Source organism: Roseibium sp. QJM3NY_11 (assembly GCF_056173175.1).
The window spans coordinates 1,936,536-1,950,971 of record NZ_CM149660.1; the positions used below are offsets into that span (position 1 = coordinate 1,936,536).

Annotated in this window: 17 protein-coding genes; 5 read left to right on the top strand and 12 right to left on the bottom strand. The window is 61.3% G+C overall.

What is annotated here, in order from left to right:
* Positions 1-301 precede the first annotated feature (301 nt).
* Together AC0VX3_RS08840 and AC0VX3_RS08845 are read left to right on the top strand one after the other, a co-directional pair.
* Positions 302-1,000 (top strand): TetR/AcrR family transcriptional regulator, encoded by a 699-nt coding sequence (locus tag AC0VX3_RS08840; protein ID WP_475524394.1) that lies wholly within the window; start codon positions 302-304, stop codon positions 998-1,000.
* Between the two features lie 69 nt (positions 1,001-1,069).
* A complete protein-coding gene (locus AC0VX3_RS08845; protein ID WP_475524395.1) occupies positions 1,070-1,441 on the top strand; it encodes a tRNA-binding protein in 372 nt (123 codons plus the stop codon).
* A gap of 6 nt (positions 1,442-1,447) precedes the next feature.
* On the opposite strand, the gene AC0VX3_RS08850 is transcribed toward AC0VX3_RS08845, so the two are convergent.
* From AC0VX3_RS08850 to AC0VX3_RS08860, 3 genes are read right to left on the bottom strand one after another with little or no spacing between them, the layout of a single operon-like run.
* On the bottom strand, positions 1,448-2,842 hold the full coding sequence (locus tag AC0VX3_RS08850) for an ATP-binding protein (protein WP_475524396.1): 1,395 nt from the start codon (positions 2,840-2,842) through the stop codon (positions 1,448-1,450).
* A gap of 11 nt (positions 2,843-2,853) precedes the next feature.
* On the bottom strand, positions 2,854-3,552 hold the full coding sequence (locus AC0VX3_RS08855) for a response regulator (RefSeq protein WP_475524397.1): 699 nt from the start codon (positions 3,550-3,552) through the stop codon (positions 2,854-2,856).
* A 35-nt stretch (positions 3,553-3,587) separates the two neighbouring features.
* Entirely contained in the window at positions 3,588-4,151 is a 564-nt protein-coding gene (locus AC0VX3_RS08860; protein WP_475524398.1) for a MarR family winged helix-turn-helix transcriptional regulator, read from the bottom strand.
* Positions 4,152-4,396: 245 nt separating this feature from the next.
* Here AC0VX3_RS08860 and AC0VX3_RS08865 point away from each other — a divergent pair, with 245 nt between their 5' ends.
* Positions 4,397-5,299, top strand: a complete 903-nt coding sequence (locus AC0VX3_RS08865; protein WP_475524399.1) for a branched-chain amino acid aminotransferase — start codon at positions 4,397-4,399, stop codon at positions 5,297-5,299.
* A 314-nt stretch (positions 5,300-5,613) separates the two neighbouring features.
* Here AC0VX3_RS08865 and AC0VX3_RS08870 read toward each other — a convergent pair whose 3' ends face one another.
* Positions 5,614-6,135, bottom strand: coding sequence for a TetR/AcrR family transcriptional regulator (locus AC0VX3_RS08870; RefSeq protein ID WP_475524400.1), 522 nt, complete (start codon positions 6,133-6,135; stop codon positions 5,614-5,616).
* Positions 6,136-6,203: 68 nt separating this feature from the next.
* Here AC0VX3_RS08870 and AC0VX3_RS08875 point away from each other — a divergent pair, with 68 nt between their 5' ends.
* Positions 6,204-7,295 carry an alcohol dehydrogenase family protein gene (locus tag AC0VX3_RS08875; RefSeq protein ID WP_475524401.1) on the top strand — a complete coding sequence of 364 codons (1,092 nt, stop codon included), beginning with the start codon at positions 6,204-6,206 and terminating at the stop codon, positions 7,293-7,295.
* A gap of 70 nt (positions 7,296-7,365) precedes the next feature.
* Here the strand turns inward: AC0VX3_RS08875 and AC0VX3_RS08880 are convergent, their stop codons facing one another.
* From AC0VX3_RS08880 to mscL, 6 genes are all read right to left on the bottom strand, one after another.
* Positions 7,366-8,673 carry a multidrug effflux MFS transporter gene (locus tag AC0VX3_RS08880; protein WP_475524402.1) on the bottom strand — a complete coding sequence of 436 codons (1,308 nt, stop codon included), beginning with the start codon at positions 8,671-8,673 and terminating at the stop codon, positions 7,366-7,368.
* A 122-nt stretch (positions 8,674-8,795) separates the two neighbouring features.
* Positions 8,796-9,287 carry a molybdenum cofactor biosynthesis protein MoaE gene (locus tag AC0VX3_RS08885; protein WP_475524403.1) on the bottom strand — a complete coding sequence of 164 codons (492 nt, stop codon included), beginning with the start codon at positions 9,285-9,287 and terminating at the stop codon, positions 8,796-8,798.
* Positions 9,288-9,291: 4 nt separating this feature from the next.
* A complete protein-coding gene (moaD, locus tag AC0VX3_RS08890; RefSeq protein ID WP_475524404.1) occupies positions 9,292-9,543 on the bottom strand; it encodes a molybdopterin converting factor subunit 1 in 252 nt (83 codons plus the stop codon).
* Positions 9,544-9,584: 41 nt separating this feature from the next.
* The gene (gene pgsA / locus AC0VX3_RS08895) at positions 9,585-10,157 is read right to left on the bottom strand and encodes a CDP-diacylglycerol--glycerol-3-phosphate 3-phosphatidyltransferase (protein WP_342895398.1); all 573 of its coding nucleotides are present in this window, start codon (positions 10,155-10,157) and stop codon (positions 9,585-9,587) included.
* 136 nt (positions 10,158-10,293) lie between these two features.
* Positions 10,294-10,596 carry an HlyU family transcriptional regulator gene (locus AC0VX3_RS08900; RefSeq protein WP_475524405.1) on the bottom strand — a complete coding sequence of 101 codons (303 nt, stop codon included), beginning with the start codon at positions 10,594-10,596 and terminating at the stop codon, positions 10,294-10,296.
* 225 nt (positions 10,597-10,821) lie between these two features.
* Entirely contained in the window at positions 10,822-11,268 is a 447-nt protein-coding gene (gene mscL / locus AC0VX3_RS08905) for a large conductance mechanosensitive channel protein MscL (protein ID WP_475524406.1), read from the bottom strand.
* Between the two features lie 567 nt (positions 11,269-11,835).
* Here mscL and AC0VX3_RS08910 point away from each other — a divergent pair.
* On the top strand, positions 11,836-12,078 hold the full coding sequence (locus AC0VX3_RS08910) for a type II toxin-antitoxin system Phd/YefM family antitoxin (RefSeq protein WP_475524407.1): 243 nt from the start codon (positions 11,836-11,838) through the stop codon (positions 12,076-12,078).
* A 648-nt stretch (positions 12,079-12,726) separates the two neighbouring features.
* Here AC0VX3_RS08910 and AC0VX3_RS08915 read toward each other — a convergent pair.
* Both AC0VX3_RS08915 and AC0VX3_RS08920 read right to left on the bottom strand, forming a co-directional pair.
* Positions 12,727-13,671 carry a glutathione S-transferase family protein gene (locus AC0VX3_RS08915; protein WP_475524408.1) on the bottom strand — a complete coding sequence of 315 codons (945 nt, stop codon included), beginning with the start codon at positions 13,669-13,671 and terminating at the stop codon, positions 12,727-12,729.
* Positions 13,672-13,817: 146 nt separating this feature from the next.
* A complete protein-coding gene (locus AC0VX3_RS08920; protein ID WP_475524409.1) occupies positions 13,818-14,339 on the bottom strand; it encodes a helix-turn-helix domain-containing protein in 522 nt (173 codons plus the stop codon).
* Positions 14,340-14,436 lie beyond the last annotated feature (97 nt).

Genomic DNA, 14,436 nt, shown 5'->3' on the forward strand with positions numbered 1-14,436 from the left:
CGGGGTGGTCGTCCGGGCAGGGGACGGTTTTCGGCGGATCCCGCCATGGGTCTGTTGTCGAAGGATCGCGAGCCACCAGGAAATCCCTAGGGCGTGGCGGGCCCGGAGGACCAAGTCGGCATCGCATCCTACCCCCGGTCAACGCCCTGGCCGGCGATGCGGTTCCGTCCGACAGGGCAAGAAAGAAGGTGCGCAACTGCCGGATGCCCGGTCCGATATCGGCTCCGCGGCGCTCTGCCGCCCTTCCCCTGGTGCCATCGGCTTCCTATGTTCGGAACATCAGAAACCTGGAGGCCGTTTCATGGCGACCGCGAAGACCCGGCAGAAGATTCTGCAGACGTTCCTGGACCTTGTGTCCGTTCATCCCTACGAGGATGTCTCCCTGACGCTGATCGCCGAAACCGCCAAGGTGAAGCTGTCGGACATGCGCGGTGCCTTTGCATCCAAGGCGCAGCTTGTCGCCGCATTCGCGGAGAAGATCGACAAGACGGTGCTGGACGGTCGCGACGACGATATGGGCGACCAGCCGCCGCGCGACCGCCTGTTCGACGTGCTCATGACCCGGATCGACGCTCTGGCAGAACACCGGGAGGCCGTGCGTGCGCTGCATCAGGCCGCCCGCCATGACCCTGCAGTGGCGCTTGAATTCAACCGGATCGCGGCGCGTTCCCAGAAATGGATGTTGATCGCCTCCGGGATCGACGTGTCCGGCGTGAAGGCGACGGTCGTGGCGCGGGCCCTGGCGATCGCGTTCGGCCGTGTCGTCGGCGTCTGGCTGGACGAAGAGGATGAGGGCATGCCGCGCACGATGGCGCGGCTCGACAAAGAACTCGACCGGGGATCCGACCTCATGAAACGCCTGAACGGTCTGGAAGGTTTTGCCAGGGGCGTGCGTTCGTTCCTGAAAAAAGCTGCCGGCGGACGCGGGCGCTGGAAGGACCGGAACCATGAAACCGGCCCCGACGCAGACCTTGACGGTGAAGCGCCTGCGGGTGCGTGAAGGCGAGGGGTCTATCGCATCGGGCGGTTCAGTTGCGGCTGCCCCTTGCACAGGTCCCGGTGACCGGCGATGGTCGCGTCACAACAAGGGGATGAATTCTTGAGCGATCAGATCAGTTTTGACGATTTTCTGAAGGTGGATGTGCGCGTCGGCCGCATTATCGAGGCCGAGGAATTTCCGGAGGCGCGCAAGCCGGCCTACAAGATGCGGATCGATTTCGGATCTGAAATCGGCATCAAGAAAACCTCCGCGCAGATCACGAAGCATTATACGCCCGATGAATTGACCGGCAAACTGGTGATGGCGGTGGTCAACTTCCCGCCGCGCCAGATTGGTCCGGTCAGATCCGAGGTCCTGACCCTCGGAGTTCCGGACGAGGACGGTGAGGTGGTGCTGCTGACCCCGGACAAGGACGTGCCGGTCGGGGGACGGCTCTACTAGCAGCCCTTACGCCGGCACCCTGACCCGCGCCCTGAGGCCGCCAAGGGGGCTGTCTTCGAGGTAGACGTTGCCGCCGTGGCCGCGGGCGATGTCGCGGGCGATGGCGAGGCCGAGGCCGCTGCCGGTCTCGTCCATGTTCCGGGCCAGATCAAGACGGTGGAACGCCCGGAAGGCTGCCTCGCGCTGGTCCTCGGCAATGCCGGGGCCGTCATCGTCGATGAGGACAGTGAGCCAGTTTTTCTCGATCTTGCCGGAGACCTCGACACGGTGGCCGTATTTGGAGCCATTGGTGATGAGGTTGGACAGGCAGCGCTTCATCGAAAGACGCCGGACTTCGACCTCCGCGGGGCCTTCGAAGCGCGTGGTGACATCGTTTCCGGAGATTTCGGCCTCCTCTTCCAGTTCTTCCAGAAGCAGGGCCATGTCGGTCTGCTCGATGTCCTCGTCGCCGTCGCCGCTGGCGAAGGCGAGGTAGTCCTCCAGCATGTGGCTCATCTCGTCGACATCCTTGCGCATGGCCTCGCTTTCCGGGGACGGACCGACAAAGGCGAGTTGCAGGCGCAGGCGGGTGAGAATGGTGCGCAGGTCATGGCTGACCCCCGCGAGCATCGTGGTGCGCTGCTCGATCTGCCGTTCGATGCGCCGGCGCATGTCGATGAAGGCCAGGCTGGCCCGGCGCACCTCGCGCGCACCACTGGCGCGGAAATTTTCCACCGGCCGGCCCTTGCCGAAGGCTTCGGCGGCATTGGCCAGGCGCACGATCGGCCGGATCTGGTTGCGCAGGAACAACAGCGCGATGATCACCAGCACCAGCGACGTGGAGAACATCCAGACAAGGAAGATATGGGAGTTGGAGGCATAGGTCTGGCTGCGCCGGGTGAAGATCTTCAAGATGGCGTTGTCGAGCTGGATGCGGATCTCGACAAAACGGGACCGTCCGACCGTATCGATCCAGAACGGCTTGCCGATCTTCTGGCTGATGGCCTTGCTCAGTTCCTGATCGATGACGTTGAAAAACGGCTTTGGCGTCGGCGGCGGCAGCGGCTCGAGCGGGGTGACGGTCATCGACATGCCGAGCGCGCGCGAGGAGAGTTCCTCGATCCGGCTGTTGTCCGGGTCCTGCGGATAATTGTCCAGGACGTAGACCACGGCGGCGATGTCGCGCACGACCGCCTCGGACATGCGCTGGGACACCAGCTGGTAGTGCCGCTCCATGAAGACGAATACCAGGACCGACTGCAGGATCACGATCGGTGCGACGATGATCAGGAAGGTGCGGGTATAAAGACCCTTCGGCATGATGCGGTACATCAGCCGCGAGACCTGCCGGTAGGTGGCAAGCAGAGGCTTCATCGGTGCGGAAAGCGGGAGGCGCCGGAACCAGGCGCCAGGATCGGTCATCTTCATCCGGGTCAGTCGCAGGCCAGCCGGTAGCCGATGCCCCGGACCGTCTGCAGGTAGACCGGATTGCCCGGATCGGTCTCGATCTTCCGCCTGAGACGGTTGATCTGGACATCGACGGTGCGTTCGCCGAGGCCGCTGTCGCCGCCGACGATCTTGTGCCGGGGGACCGTTGCGCCAGGCTGTTCGGCGAAGATCGACAGGATCTGCTTTTCCCGGTCCGTCAGGCGCACCATGGCATCGCCGTTCTTGAGTTCGCCCCGCGCCGCATTGAAGGCGAACGGACCGAAGTGGATTTCCTCCCTGGCGATCACGGGCTGCTGGTTGCCGCGGCGAAGAATGGCAGCGGTGCGCAGCATCAGTTCGCGCGGTTCGAAGGGTTTGGACAGGTAGTCGTCGACACCGGCCTCCAGGCCGGCAATGCGGTCGGGCGCCTCGGACCGGGCGGTGAGCATGAGAATGGGGATCTGGGAGTCCCGTCTGAGAGCGGCCGCCAGTTGCAGGCCGGTCTCACCGGGCATCATCACGTCGAGAATGATCATGTCGAATTCCAGTCCGGCGAGACATCTGCGGGCATCGGCCGCGTTCGCCGCCGTGGTGACACGGTATCCGTTCTCCTTCAGCAGCCTTGAGAGGAGGTCCCTGATCCGCTTGTCGTCGTCCACCAGCAGGATGTGGTTGGCGTTGTCGTCAGGCACCTGGGTGTTCATGTCTTCAAAACAATCCTTGTCGGGCAGCGCCGTGTTCAGTCCGCGGCTTTCAGGTCGAAGGAACTGCGGATCAGTTGCAGAATTTCCGGGCGCATCTCGGGATCGATCATCTGTAGCAGAAATGTGCGGATGATCTCGTCGCTGCCATCAGGCAATCCAATTAGGGCGCGCTCAAGGCGTTTTTGCTGCAGCAGAGCCAGATCGGTGGCCAGGGCGTGGCCGCGTTCGGTGGTGTACAGCAGCCGCTGGCGGCGGTCGTGGTGGCCCTCGCGCTGCTCGACGATGCCGGCATCGACCAGTTGTTTCAGCACGCGGCCGAGGCTCTGTTTGGTGATGCCCAGAATGCCGAGGAGATCCGTCACCATGATGCCCGGATTGCGTTCGACGAAATGCAGCACCCGGTGATGGGCGCGGCCGAAATCGTATTCGGCCAGCACATCGTCCGGATCCCCGGTGAAATCGCGATAGGCGAAGAACAGCAGCTCGATCAGGTCATAGGTCAGCGCGGCGCCGTCCTCTGTCTCCGGTCGGTCCGGTTGTTCGGCATCCGGGTCCTGCCTGGGCAGGGTCTGGGCCGGCTTGAAATTTACGTCAGTCATATTGACATAATTCTGGTCGATTGTTACTTGTATACGGTCACGAACGAAATGATCGGTCTTTCAGGTGCATTTTCACGCATCAGATGCTAAACGAATCCAATCAACATCGCCGTGACCATCAGGATACCGATAGTTGGCGTGCTGTGCAAAAAATACAGCGGTGAAACCGGCGCAAGTCTTTGGCGTCATTCGCCTCTGCTGACGTTAAAACAATTTGCGTTCAAAGAACGCGCGGGAGAAAGAAGATGGCTGGAACGCCTTTTGACCAGCTGAGTGGGGATATCTGGTACGACGGTACCTTCGTTCCCTGGTCGGAAGCGAAACTGCACGTGCTGAGCCACGGGCTGCATTACGGCAGCAGTGTGTTTGAAGGCGAACGGGCCTATGGCGGCCGGATCTTCAAATCCGAAGAGCACACCGAGCGTCTGCTGGCGTCCGGGCGCATGCTCGGCTTCGACATTCCCTGGACGGCCGAACAGATCAATGCCGCGAAGGAAGAAACACTTGCGCGCATGAAGCTGACCGACGCCTATATTCGCCCCGTCGCCTGGCGCGGCAGCGAGATGATGGGGATCTCCGCCCAGAAGAACACCATTCACCTGGCGATTGCCGCCTGGGAATGGCCGAGCTATTTCAAGCCGGAAGAACGATTGAAGGGCATTCGCCTCGATCTTGCGGACTACCGGCGCCCCGATCCGAGAACCGCCCCCTACAAGGCGAAGGCGGCAGGGCTCTACATGATCTGCACGATTTCGAAACATGCCGCCGAGGCCAAGGGCTATACCGACGCCCTGATGCTCGACTGGCGTGGCCAGGTGGCTGAGGCGACCGGCGCCAACGTGTTCTTCGTCAAGGACGGCAAGATCCACACGCCGACGCCCGACTGTTTCCTGGACGGCATCACCCGCCGCACGGTGATCGGCCTGGCACGGGACCGCGGCATCGAAGTGGTCGAGCGGACGATCCTGCCGGACGAACTGAAGGACTTTGAACAGTGCTTCGTCACGGGAACCGCGGCGGAAGTCACGCCGGTCTCCGAGATCGACGGCAACACCTATGAAGTCGGCGAGATCATCAAGACCCTGATGATCGATTATGACACGGTGGTGCGTCCGCAAGAGCCTGCGCTCCAGGCGGTTGCCGGCTGACGGACGGAAACTTCAGGGAAGGCGGGCCCAGGCCCGCCTCAGACTGCTGACAAACCCGCGGGGTCATTCCGGCCGGTCTGCAGCGCAGCTGCATGGCCAGAGCCGGAAACCAGCGCTTACGTCGCGCCACAAGCGCGTCTTTAACTCTTAATTTCAGATATTTGACTTGTTCTGGTGCTCACTTTCGCTCGCGCTGACATGCCGGGTTCCGGATCAGCGCGCAGCGTTGCTGCACTTGTCCGGAAAGACCAACTGAGAGTTGGTCGACAAGTTGAGGCGGGCCCAGGCCCGCCTTTTTTGTTTTCAAGACAGATTCACGCAGAGCCCTGCAGCATGCGGCCAAGCTTCTTGGCGCTTTCGACGGCGGTCTTGCCGTGGAGCGGCCAGGTCTGTGTCAGTCCCTCGATGATCAGCGTCAATTCGACTTCCCTGCCGCAGAGCCGTGCAGCGCGGGACGCGAGCCGTGCCATTTCCGCCTTGTGGCTCTGCAAGAGATCGACAAGCCGGTCATCCTGCGGGGCGGACGCCACCGCTGCGTGAAACAGACATCCTCTCGTGGTTTCAGAACGCATCCAGTCACCGACCCGGTCGAAAATTGCATCCAGAGCGCTGCCGGGATCTGCCGGCAGGTTGCCGAAGACCTGCTCCAGATAACGCCGGTTCCGGTGTTCCAGGGCGGCATAGACCATTTCCTCGCGCGAGGGCGTGTATTTGTAGAGCGTGCGCAGGCTGACGCCGGCGGCGTCGCGCAGATGGCCGACACTTGGCGCCGCAAACCCGTGTTCCGCGAACGCCCGTTCCAGCCCGGAGGCAATTCTGGTCATCGTATCGGTCATGGTTGACATTGGTAGAATGATTGTTCTACCAAGGCAAGTAGAACAATCATTCTACTGAAGGTGACCGCATGACGCTCCCGCAAACGATGCAAGGTATGGTTCTGACAGGCCATGGCGGACTGGAGAAACTGGTCTGGCGTGAGGACCTGCCGGTCCCGGTGCCGGAAAAGGGCGAGGTTCTGATCCGGGTCGGTGCGGCCTCGGTGAACAACACCGATATCAACACCCGTACGGGCTGGTATTCCAAAGCCGTGCGCGGCGACACCGCTTCCGGTGCGACAGGCGGCTATGGCGGCGACAGCAACGACGATGGCGCGTGGTCAGGCAAACCATTGGGGTTTCCGAGGATCCAGGGTGCGGATTGCTGCGGTGAAATCGTAGCCGTGGGCGACGGCGTTGCCGAGGGGCGGGTCAGGGAGCGGGTGCTGGTGCGGACGATACAGACCGTGCCCGCTGACGGTGGGACGGATGACAGCGGCGATCCCGTTGTCTGGACGTTCGGTTCGGAATGCGACGGCGGGTTCGCCGAATTCACGAAGGCGCGTTCGAGCGAGGCGATCAAGGTCGTCTCCGGTCTGAGCGATGTCGAACTGGCATCTTTCCCGTGTGCTTTCTCGACCGCAGAAGGGATGATCCAGCGTGGTGGCGTCGGCGCCGAACGTGTGCTGATCACGGGCGCATCGGGTGGTGTCGGCTCCGCGGCGATCCAGCTTGCCAGGCGGCGGGGCGCGCATGTGACGGCTCTGACCAGTCCGTCAAAGGCGGCTGACCTGAAGGCGCTGGGTGCCGATGAAACCCTGAGCCGGGACGCGGATCTGCCGAAAGGGGCCTTCGACGTGATCCTCGACCTGGTCGGCGGACCGCGCTGGCCCGGCCTCATCGAAGCGCTGCGCAACGGCGGGCGGTACGTCACGTCCGGGGCAATCGCGGGTCCGATCGTCGAGCTGGACCTGCGTACGCTCTATCTTCATGACCTGACCCTGATCGGCAGCACGCTTCAGGCGTCGAATGTATTTACCGACCTGGTCGGTTACATCGAGGCCGGGGATATCCGTCCGGTCGTGGCCGCGACCTATCCTCTGAAGGACCTGCGCAAGGCGCAGGAAGCCTTTCTGGACAAATCCTTTGTCGGCAAGATCGGTATCGAAATCGGGGCGTGATCGCCAGACGCCGCCAAACACCGCCAAACACCGCCAGAAACGCAGGCGGGCCGGAGCCTGCCTGCAGGTGTCAGCCGGTGGCCGACTTGTCGTGCTGCGCATTGAACATCCGGCCGCGCTCGGCATAAAGGATGCAGCCGATAGCGCCAAGACCGTAGAGGAAAAAGGCAAGGCCCAGGGGCAGGGTCGTGCCGTCGAACAATTGCCCCATGACGTACCCCAGAAGCGCGCCGCCAAGGGTGCTGATGGTGCCGATGACGGAGGAGGCGGTCCCGGCGATGGCGCCGAGGGGCTCCATGGCCATGGCGTTGAAATTGGCCCCGACGAAGCCGAAGCTGGTCATGGCCGCCGTTGCCAGTACCAGAAACAGCCAGAAGTTTTCCTGCCCAAAGGCGGGGACGAGCGCAATAGCGAGACCGAGGACGGTGTAGATTACGACAGCGCCGTGGGACAGGCGGCGCATGCCGATGGCTTCCACCAGCTGGGCGTTGGTAAAAGACGCGGCGGCCATAGTGACCGCGACTGCGGCGAAGACGATCGGGAACAGGGTGCCGAGACCGAAGATGTCGACGAAGATCTGCTGAGACATGGCCAGGAAGGAAAACAGCCCGCCGAAGACGAACGCGGTCCCAACCGTGTAGCCCAATGCGATGCGGGTTGTCAGCGCTGTCCGGTAGGCGCTGGTGATGGTGGCCAGCACCATCGGCCGGCGACTTTCCGGGGGCAGGGTTTCCGGCATTCTGAGCGCCGACCAGATCAGGACCGCGACGCCTGACAACAGCAGCAGGGCGAAAATCCAGTGCCAGCCGGCGACGAGCAGCACCGCCTGGCCGATCGACGGGGCGATCACTGGCACGGCCATGAACACCATCATCACGAGCGACATCACCTTGCCCATGCTTCTGCCGCTGTAACAGTCGCGCACGACGGACAGCGCGGCGACACGGGCCGCCGCGCAGCCGATGCCCTGCAGGATACGGGCGGCCAGCAGCGTGTCCAGATCCATGGCGAAAATCGCGGCGACGCTTCCCAGGCTGTAGAGGGCAAGGCCGCCGACGAGGATGCGCCGCCGTCCGAACGCATCCGTGACCGGCCCGAAGAAGAGCTGGGCCCCGCCGAACCCGATCAGATAGGACAGCAGGATCAGCTGACGGTTGTTTTCCTCGACGATGTTCAGGGCATCGCCGATGGCCGGCAGGGCCGGCAGCATCACGTCGATCGCCATGGCGTTCAGGGCCATGATCATGGCGATGATCGCGACAAATTCCGTGAACGGAATTCCGGGCTCGCGCAGGATTTCGGCATTGCCGCCGGAGGAAGCCTGGTCTGCGGCGGATCGCGCCGTGTCCGCATGAGGGGAGTCACTGTCGTGTGTCACGGGTTCGGGACCAATTCAAAAGGATGGCGGCCGGAAAGCCGAAGGATGCATCGTCGGGGGAAGTTGCCGGATCGGGGCCGGATCGCGGCGGGAAAGGCCTTCAGTTTACGCTCTTGACGTCTTCAGGTCCAGCGGTCGGCGTCCGCGCTGTCCCTCGTGCTGGCCTCCACCCAGGCGCTGGTCCGGTTGCCGTCGCCTTCCCCGGTCCCGTCTTCGGCCTGGACAAGGTGTTCCTTCTTCCAGAACGGGGCGCGGGTTTTCAGGAAATCCATCAGGAAATCGGCCGCCTCGAAGGCCGCGCGGCGGTGCGAGGAGGCGGCGATCACCAGAACGATGTTCTCGCCGGGCCGGATCCGTCCGTGCCGGTGGATCACGGTCAGGCCTGTGAGAGGCCAGCGGCTGATGGCTTCGTCGGCGATACGGCCAAGTTCGGCCTCGGCCATGCCGGGATAATGTTCCAGTTCAAGGGCGCTCAGGGTTCCCGCCTCGTCCCGGCAGAGACCGGTGAAGGTGACCAGGGCGCCGACATCCCTGCGGCCCTCGGTCAGGCGTCCTGCTTCGGCCTGTGCGTCGAAGTCTTCTAGCTGGACACGAACAAGCGGGGTGACGGTCATGGGGTCAGCCGCCGGTCATCGGTGGAAAGAAAGCGATTTCCCTGGCGTCGCCAAGGACGGTATCAGCCTCCACATGAACCTGGTCGAGCGCCACCCGAATGGCGTCCTCTTCGTCGAAGGCGGCCGCGTAGGTCTCGTCGAGCGTTTTCAGATGCGCGATCAGGTCGGCGACGGTGGCGACGGAGGCCGGAACCTCGATGGTTTCTTCCTCGACGCCGACCCGTTCGCGGACCCAGGCGAAATAGCGAATGTTCATGAGGCCTCCCGGTGACAGGTGTTCAGTAGCGGAGCAGCGACCTATTCGGTGATCAGGTGACCGATGCCCGCGCGGAAATAGTCGTAGCCCGTATATAGGGTAAGGATAGCAGCCAGCCAAAGCGCGACCAGCCCCAGATCCGTGGTGTAGGCGAACACCGTATCGCCTGCAGGGCCTGCCAGAAGAAAGGCGATGGCGATCAGCTGCACCGTGGTCTTCCACTTGGCAAGCTGGGTCACCGGGACGGACACCTGCAATTCTGCCAGGAATTCGCGCAGGCCCGACACCAGGATCTCGCGGCACAGGATGATGATGGCGGCAATCATGGACCAGCCGCCGATGGTGCCGTCGCCGGCCAGCATCAGCAGGCTCACGGAGACCAGCAACTTGTCCGCGATCGGGTCCAGCATCCGGCCGAGCGCGGACTGCTGTTGCCAGGCGCGGGCCAGATAACCGTCGAAGAAATCCGTGATCGCGGCAATGACAAACAGGCCAAGAGCGATCCAGCGGGCGGTGTTGCCTTCAAAATAGAAGCAGAATGCCACAGCCGGGACTGCCAGAATGCGCCCGTAGGTCAGAAGATTGGGCAGGCTCAGAACAATATTTCGTTTCATGTCGGCTTTCGCATAGGAGGCGGAGCGAGGGTGCTTGTGGCGGGCAAGCGCAGCCACCGGCATCCGTTTCCCGCACCCGGAGCGCCTGGGGGCGCTGCAGGGCGGCATCGCCGGTGTGGTCCAACTGACCGCAGCATCAATCGAATATGCTATCGCCCTGCTGGTCAATCAACATTTTCGCCTTGCGGATCATCTCGGCGGCCGCGCCTTCCGCATCGGGCAGCGTGTCCGCGCGGATGAAGGTATGCACCTTCGTCGTTTCGCCGACCTGCTTCTCTATCCGGCCGGAGACCTGATACTGGCCATTGGCCGACTGGGGGTCCGCGATGATCATGTAGCCGTCATAGTCGAGCGTGACGGCCTCGGAGCTGCTTTTTCCGCCCTCCGCAGACGACCCGAACAGGGATTTGAAAATCTTGCCGAGCATTGTGTCACCCATTGCTGATCCAAGTGCCCCCTTTTACGAGGGCGCGGGCGCGGCTTCAAGGTGTGAGCTGCGCTTGAAGGCGAGATGGGCTGAATTGCGTCCGGCCGGCAATCGCCGGACGGCAGGATGGCGGCGCCCGGCTGCCCCCAAGACCTTCCGGCCCGGCGCCTGTTCCGCGCGGGGCCTGAAGGTATGGGGCGGCCGGGACGGCCGCCGGGCCGATGTTGACGGCGGCTGTTACCTGGACGGACCCGCACCGCCGCGGAGCTGGTCGCGGATGTCGATCAGGATGTCCAGTTCCGACGGACCGGTTTCGACTTCGGGTTCGACATCGTCCGGCTTCTCGGCGGCGGCCTTGATGTTGTTGACGGTCCGGACGAGCATGAACACCACGAAGGCGATGATCAGGAAATTGATGCAGGCGGTGAGAAACGCGCCGTAGGCGAATACCGCCGCGCCGCTTTCACGGGCGGCCGTCAGGCTGGTGCCCGCGGGCACATCACCGGACAGAACGACAAACATCGACGTGAAATCGATCCCGCCGAGCACGAGCCCGATGACGGGATTGATGAGATCGCCGACAAGACTTGAGACGATGGCGGTGAATGCCGCGCCGATGATGATACCGACGGCAAGATCCATGACATTGCCCTTGGCAATGAAATCGCGAAATTCCTTGATCATGTGCTGACCCCAATTTTCCCTGTAATCCCCGATCAGCCCGCGTTCACATGAGATCATGAGAACAACGGAACGCCGATCCTTTTTGAAACTGTTGAAGCATCCCGCTCGCGTCTGCGCGCGTGCCGGATGCCTGTCCCCTTCAGTGACGGCTGCCCACCATCGTGCGGCGCCGCGCGGGCAAACTAACACATTCGCGAGCGGTAAAAAGATTGCCTGTTTTCCCAATGTCCGGGCGTGAGGAGACCAAGTGAAGGGAGAGGTTTTGCAGGGGCTTGCGTCCTGCCCCAACCCCCGCCGGCTCCAGTGGTCGCCGCACAGCGAGACGCAGGCTTCGTTGCCGCCGATGACGACCTGGTCGCCTTGCGGCGGCAATGGAGAATAGCGGCGAGCAGGCGGTTCAGGCGAGGGGAGTTTCGTGCTGACAAAGGGTGGGCTCCTTCCGGGCCGGAGCGGTCATTTGACTATCCGCAACAGTTTTTGGAAACGCAGATATCTCGCTTTGAAAATGTTTATTTTACCCATTTTAGCTAATATAGTGATTTTATCGAAACCCAATGGGAGGCTGCCATGCGTGCTTTCAGTTCGACAGAACTTGCGAACAAGACCGGGGATGTCCTCGCAGCGGCGGCCCAGGAGCCTGTTGCCATTCAACGGCACGGAAAATCCCGCTTCGTCATGCTGACGATCGAAGAGTTCGAACGCATTCAGCAGAAGACGGATACCAGAAAAGCCGTTCACGTGACTGAACTGTCCGATGCCGATTCCAGTGATCTGCTTTCGGCGCTGGAAGACAGTATCGAGAATGACTGATCGACAGGGCACACCAAGCATGGGCGATGTCTGGGACTATTCGTATCTATGGAGTTGGCAAGCCGGCCGCAGCGAAACCGAAGGGCGGAAGGCCCTCATTTCATCGAAGTTCCGCAGATCGAAAAAAAATGCGGGCCGGGCTCGATGAACACCTCAGTCTTCGGGTGATCTGTGACGAGTTCAACTCCGACTTCCCAGAACAGTCTTATTACTTCGAACCGGGCGGTCGGATAGGCGCGTTCAGCATCAAATTCACCAAACAGGTTCAGGCTAAGCTAGCGAAAGCTATCAAGGGTCGAAAACCAGCGCGCATTGCTCGCACATAGATTTTCTTTTTTCCAATAGGTTATCAAAATTCGCGCAAGAGTTGTCATGGAGTATTTTTGATTGGATGGTCAATATTGTCTCCGCGGCGACAACCTGTCTTCGAAGGAGATGGGCCGAATGACGTGCTCTGATAGGGCTTGACTGACTCTGATCGGCCCAGGACGAGGTGTCGATTCCGGCCCATAGCTGCCGCTCGTGCAGAACGCAGCGAATGACGGGTCTCCGGCTTTGATAGCCCGGTGTCCGAAATGAAGGCGCAACTGGGTCGTTCGCGGCATTTGGAACCAGGGATGGAATTCAATCGGATGGCATAGAAGCTCTTCAGACGAGCAAGATCCGATAGCCGGCGCGTGGAAAATGGACACACAGCGTGCCCACATCATCGCCCGTGCGTTCCACAGCAATCGTTTCCGCGTCGGCATAGACCACGGTTCCCTCGACCGGTTGCTCACCGCCGTCCACATCCGGGCTAACGGTTATGGGCATGCCAGTTTTGAGCCCTTGTGGGTCATTGGGCATCACCCGGGGCTCAGTGACAGGTGCCTGCTCCCGGGCCCGATCAATTGCGTCTGAGGGTGACATACTGCTGGATGAGCCGTGCCCCAGATCGCGAACGTTCGTCTCCCATCGAACCAGATTGGTGAACTCGGACAACAAAGCCTCACCGCCGGAAAAGCGACCGCGGACAAACCAGACCACGTGGTACATCTGGGCATCGATCGCCCCTGGTGCATCTCCGAGCAAAAAGGGCCGGCCATCTGCCAGCATCGTGTCCAGCCAGTACAGTGGCGCACGCAATTGGGCGACCAAATGCGGCAACTGGGTGTTCGCTGTCTTCAAACCTTCTGCCCAGTTCTCACCGAGATACAGCCGGCCGCGGTCTTCGGCGAAATCCGCTGGAAGGTTCTCTCCAGCTGAACCCAGCACGATCTTGACTGCGAGATCAAAAAGCGCCCCGTCGGTCCAACGACTGAGGCACCACATCAGACCTACGTCTGCCGTAGGCATAAAGGAGGATGCGGGATGGCGGCGTTCCAACTCGCGCAGAATGCACTGGCTGTCACAATATATATCTGCTCCGATTTGCATGACCGGCGTTCTCCTGTATCCGCCGGTAAGCGTGGTCAGCATCGGTTTTGGCGGCAGCCTCGGTATCTCCACGTCCCGCCAGGAGAGCCTCTTGATACCGAGGGCGACGCGCACCTTTTCGGCAACAGGCGATTGGGGGTAGTTGTGCAGAATTATCTCGGTCGCTGCGTCGTTCATCTCACCGCTTTCGGTTGATCGGGATAGACCGTTGGAGCTTTAATGGAAATGGCGTCTCCGGAAAACCCAGAAACGCATGAAACAAACGTCTGCTTTCTGCGGTGGGTGGTCAGTCGTTCAATTCGCAGCGAATTCTAATGCCAACCTCAACAAATAAGAACCCATCTGATGGCACTGTTCCTATCTGCCGAGGTTCGTTCTTGAACCTTCAACCTGAACAGTCCTAGGCTAATACCGGCCCATGACCTGAAGGCTCGGATAAAGCGTTGCCGGCAGGAAAAACCCAAGTGCAGGGATAACTCCGCAATTGTTAAGTTGGATTTGGTCAGAAGTTCTTCAGCGTATCGGCGCCGCGCATTCGCCAAAAGGTGTGTGAAAGAGGTTCCCTCGCAGGCAAGCTTGCGTTGAATGGTTCTGGCCCCAAAATTTATTTTGCCTGCAACCTCGCCCAGATCAAAAAATCCGTCTCTGACGAACGTGTCCATCAACTGACGCAGGGTCTCACCAAATGACATTGGTGGACAGTTGCGGATCAGTTCTCTGAGCTCCCGGAAAGCAAGCGGGGCGGTTTGTGGATCGGCCAGCGCTGATTGGTTCCGCTCGATTGAGGTCTTGCCCTCAATTGAAACAACGTTCTTGGCGGTCGCAACCGGGGTTTTGAAAAACATCTTCAGATCTCGGCGCCGCTGATCTGTCGCCCCGACCAGCCCGCGTTCACATGAGATCATGAGAACAACGCAACGCCGATCCTTTTTGAAATTGTTG

Bases quoted from the DNA above. Each gene is read 5' to 3' on its own strand.
- AC0VX3_RS08840 (WP_475524394.1), top strand. From the start codon at position 302: ATGGCGACCGCGAAGACCCGGCAGAAGATTCTGCAGACGTTCCTGGAC.
- AC0VX3_RS08845 (WP_475524395.1), top strand. From the start codon at position 1,070: ATGGTCGCGTCACAACAAGGGGATGAATTCTTGAGCGATCAGATCAGT.
- AC0VX3_RS08850 (WP_475524396.1), bottom strand. From the start codon at position 2,842: ATGACCGATCCTGGCGCCTGGTTCCGGCGCCTCCCGCTTTCCGCACCG.
- AC0VX3_RS08855 (WP_475524397.1), bottom strand. From the start codon at position 3,552: ATGAACACCCAGGTGCCTGACGACAACGCCAACCACATCCTGCTGGTG.
- AC0VX3_RS08860 (WP_475524398.1), bottom strand. From the start codon at position 4,151: ATGACTGACGTAAATTTCAAGCCGGCCCAGACCCTGCCCAGGCAGGAC.
- AC0VX3_RS08865 (WP_475524399.1), top strand. From the start codon at position 4,397: ATGGCTGGAACGCCTTTTGACCAGCTGAGTGGGGATATCTGGTACGAC.
- AC0VX3_RS08870 (WP_475524400.1), bottom strand. From the start codon at position 6,135: ATGACCGATACGATGACCAGAATTGCCTCCGGGCTGGAACGGGCGTTC.
- AC0VX3_RS08875 (WP_475524401.1), top strand. From the start codon at position 6,204: ATGACGCTCCCGCAAACGATGCAAGGTATGGTTCTGACAGGCCATGGC.
- AC0VX3_RS08885 (WP_475524403.1), bottom strand. From the start codon at position 9,287: ATGACCGTCACCCCGCTTGTTCGTGTCCAGCTAGAAGACTTCGACGCA.
- moaD (WP_475524404.1), bottom strand. From the start codon at position 9,543: ATGAACATTCGCTATTTCGCCTGGGTCCGCGAACGGGTCGGCGTCGAG.
- pgsA (WP_342895398.1), bottom strand. From the start codon at position 10,157: ATGAAACGAAATATTGTTCTGAGCCTGCCCAATCTTCTGACCTACGGG.
- AC0VX3_RS08900 (WP_475524405.1), bottom strand. From the start codon at position 10,596: ATGGGTGACACAATGCTCGGCAAGATTTTCAAATCCCTGTTCGGGTCG.
- mscL (WP_475524406.1), bottom strand. From the start codon at position 11,268: ATGATCAAGGAATTTCGCGATTTCATTGCCAAGGGCAATGTCATGGAT.
- AC0VX3_RS08910 (WP_475524407.1), top strand. From the start codon at position 11,836: ATGCGTGCTTTCAGTTCGACAGAACTTGCGAACAAGACCGGGGATGTC.
- AC0VX3_RS08915 (WP_475524408.1), bottom strand. From the start codon at position 13,671: ATGAACGACGCAGCGACCGAGATAATTCTGCACAACTACCCCCAATCG.
- AC0VX3_RS08920 (WP_475524409.1), bottom strand. From the start codon at position 14,339: ATGTTTTTCAAAACCCCGGTTGCGACCGCCAAGAACGTTGTTTCAATT.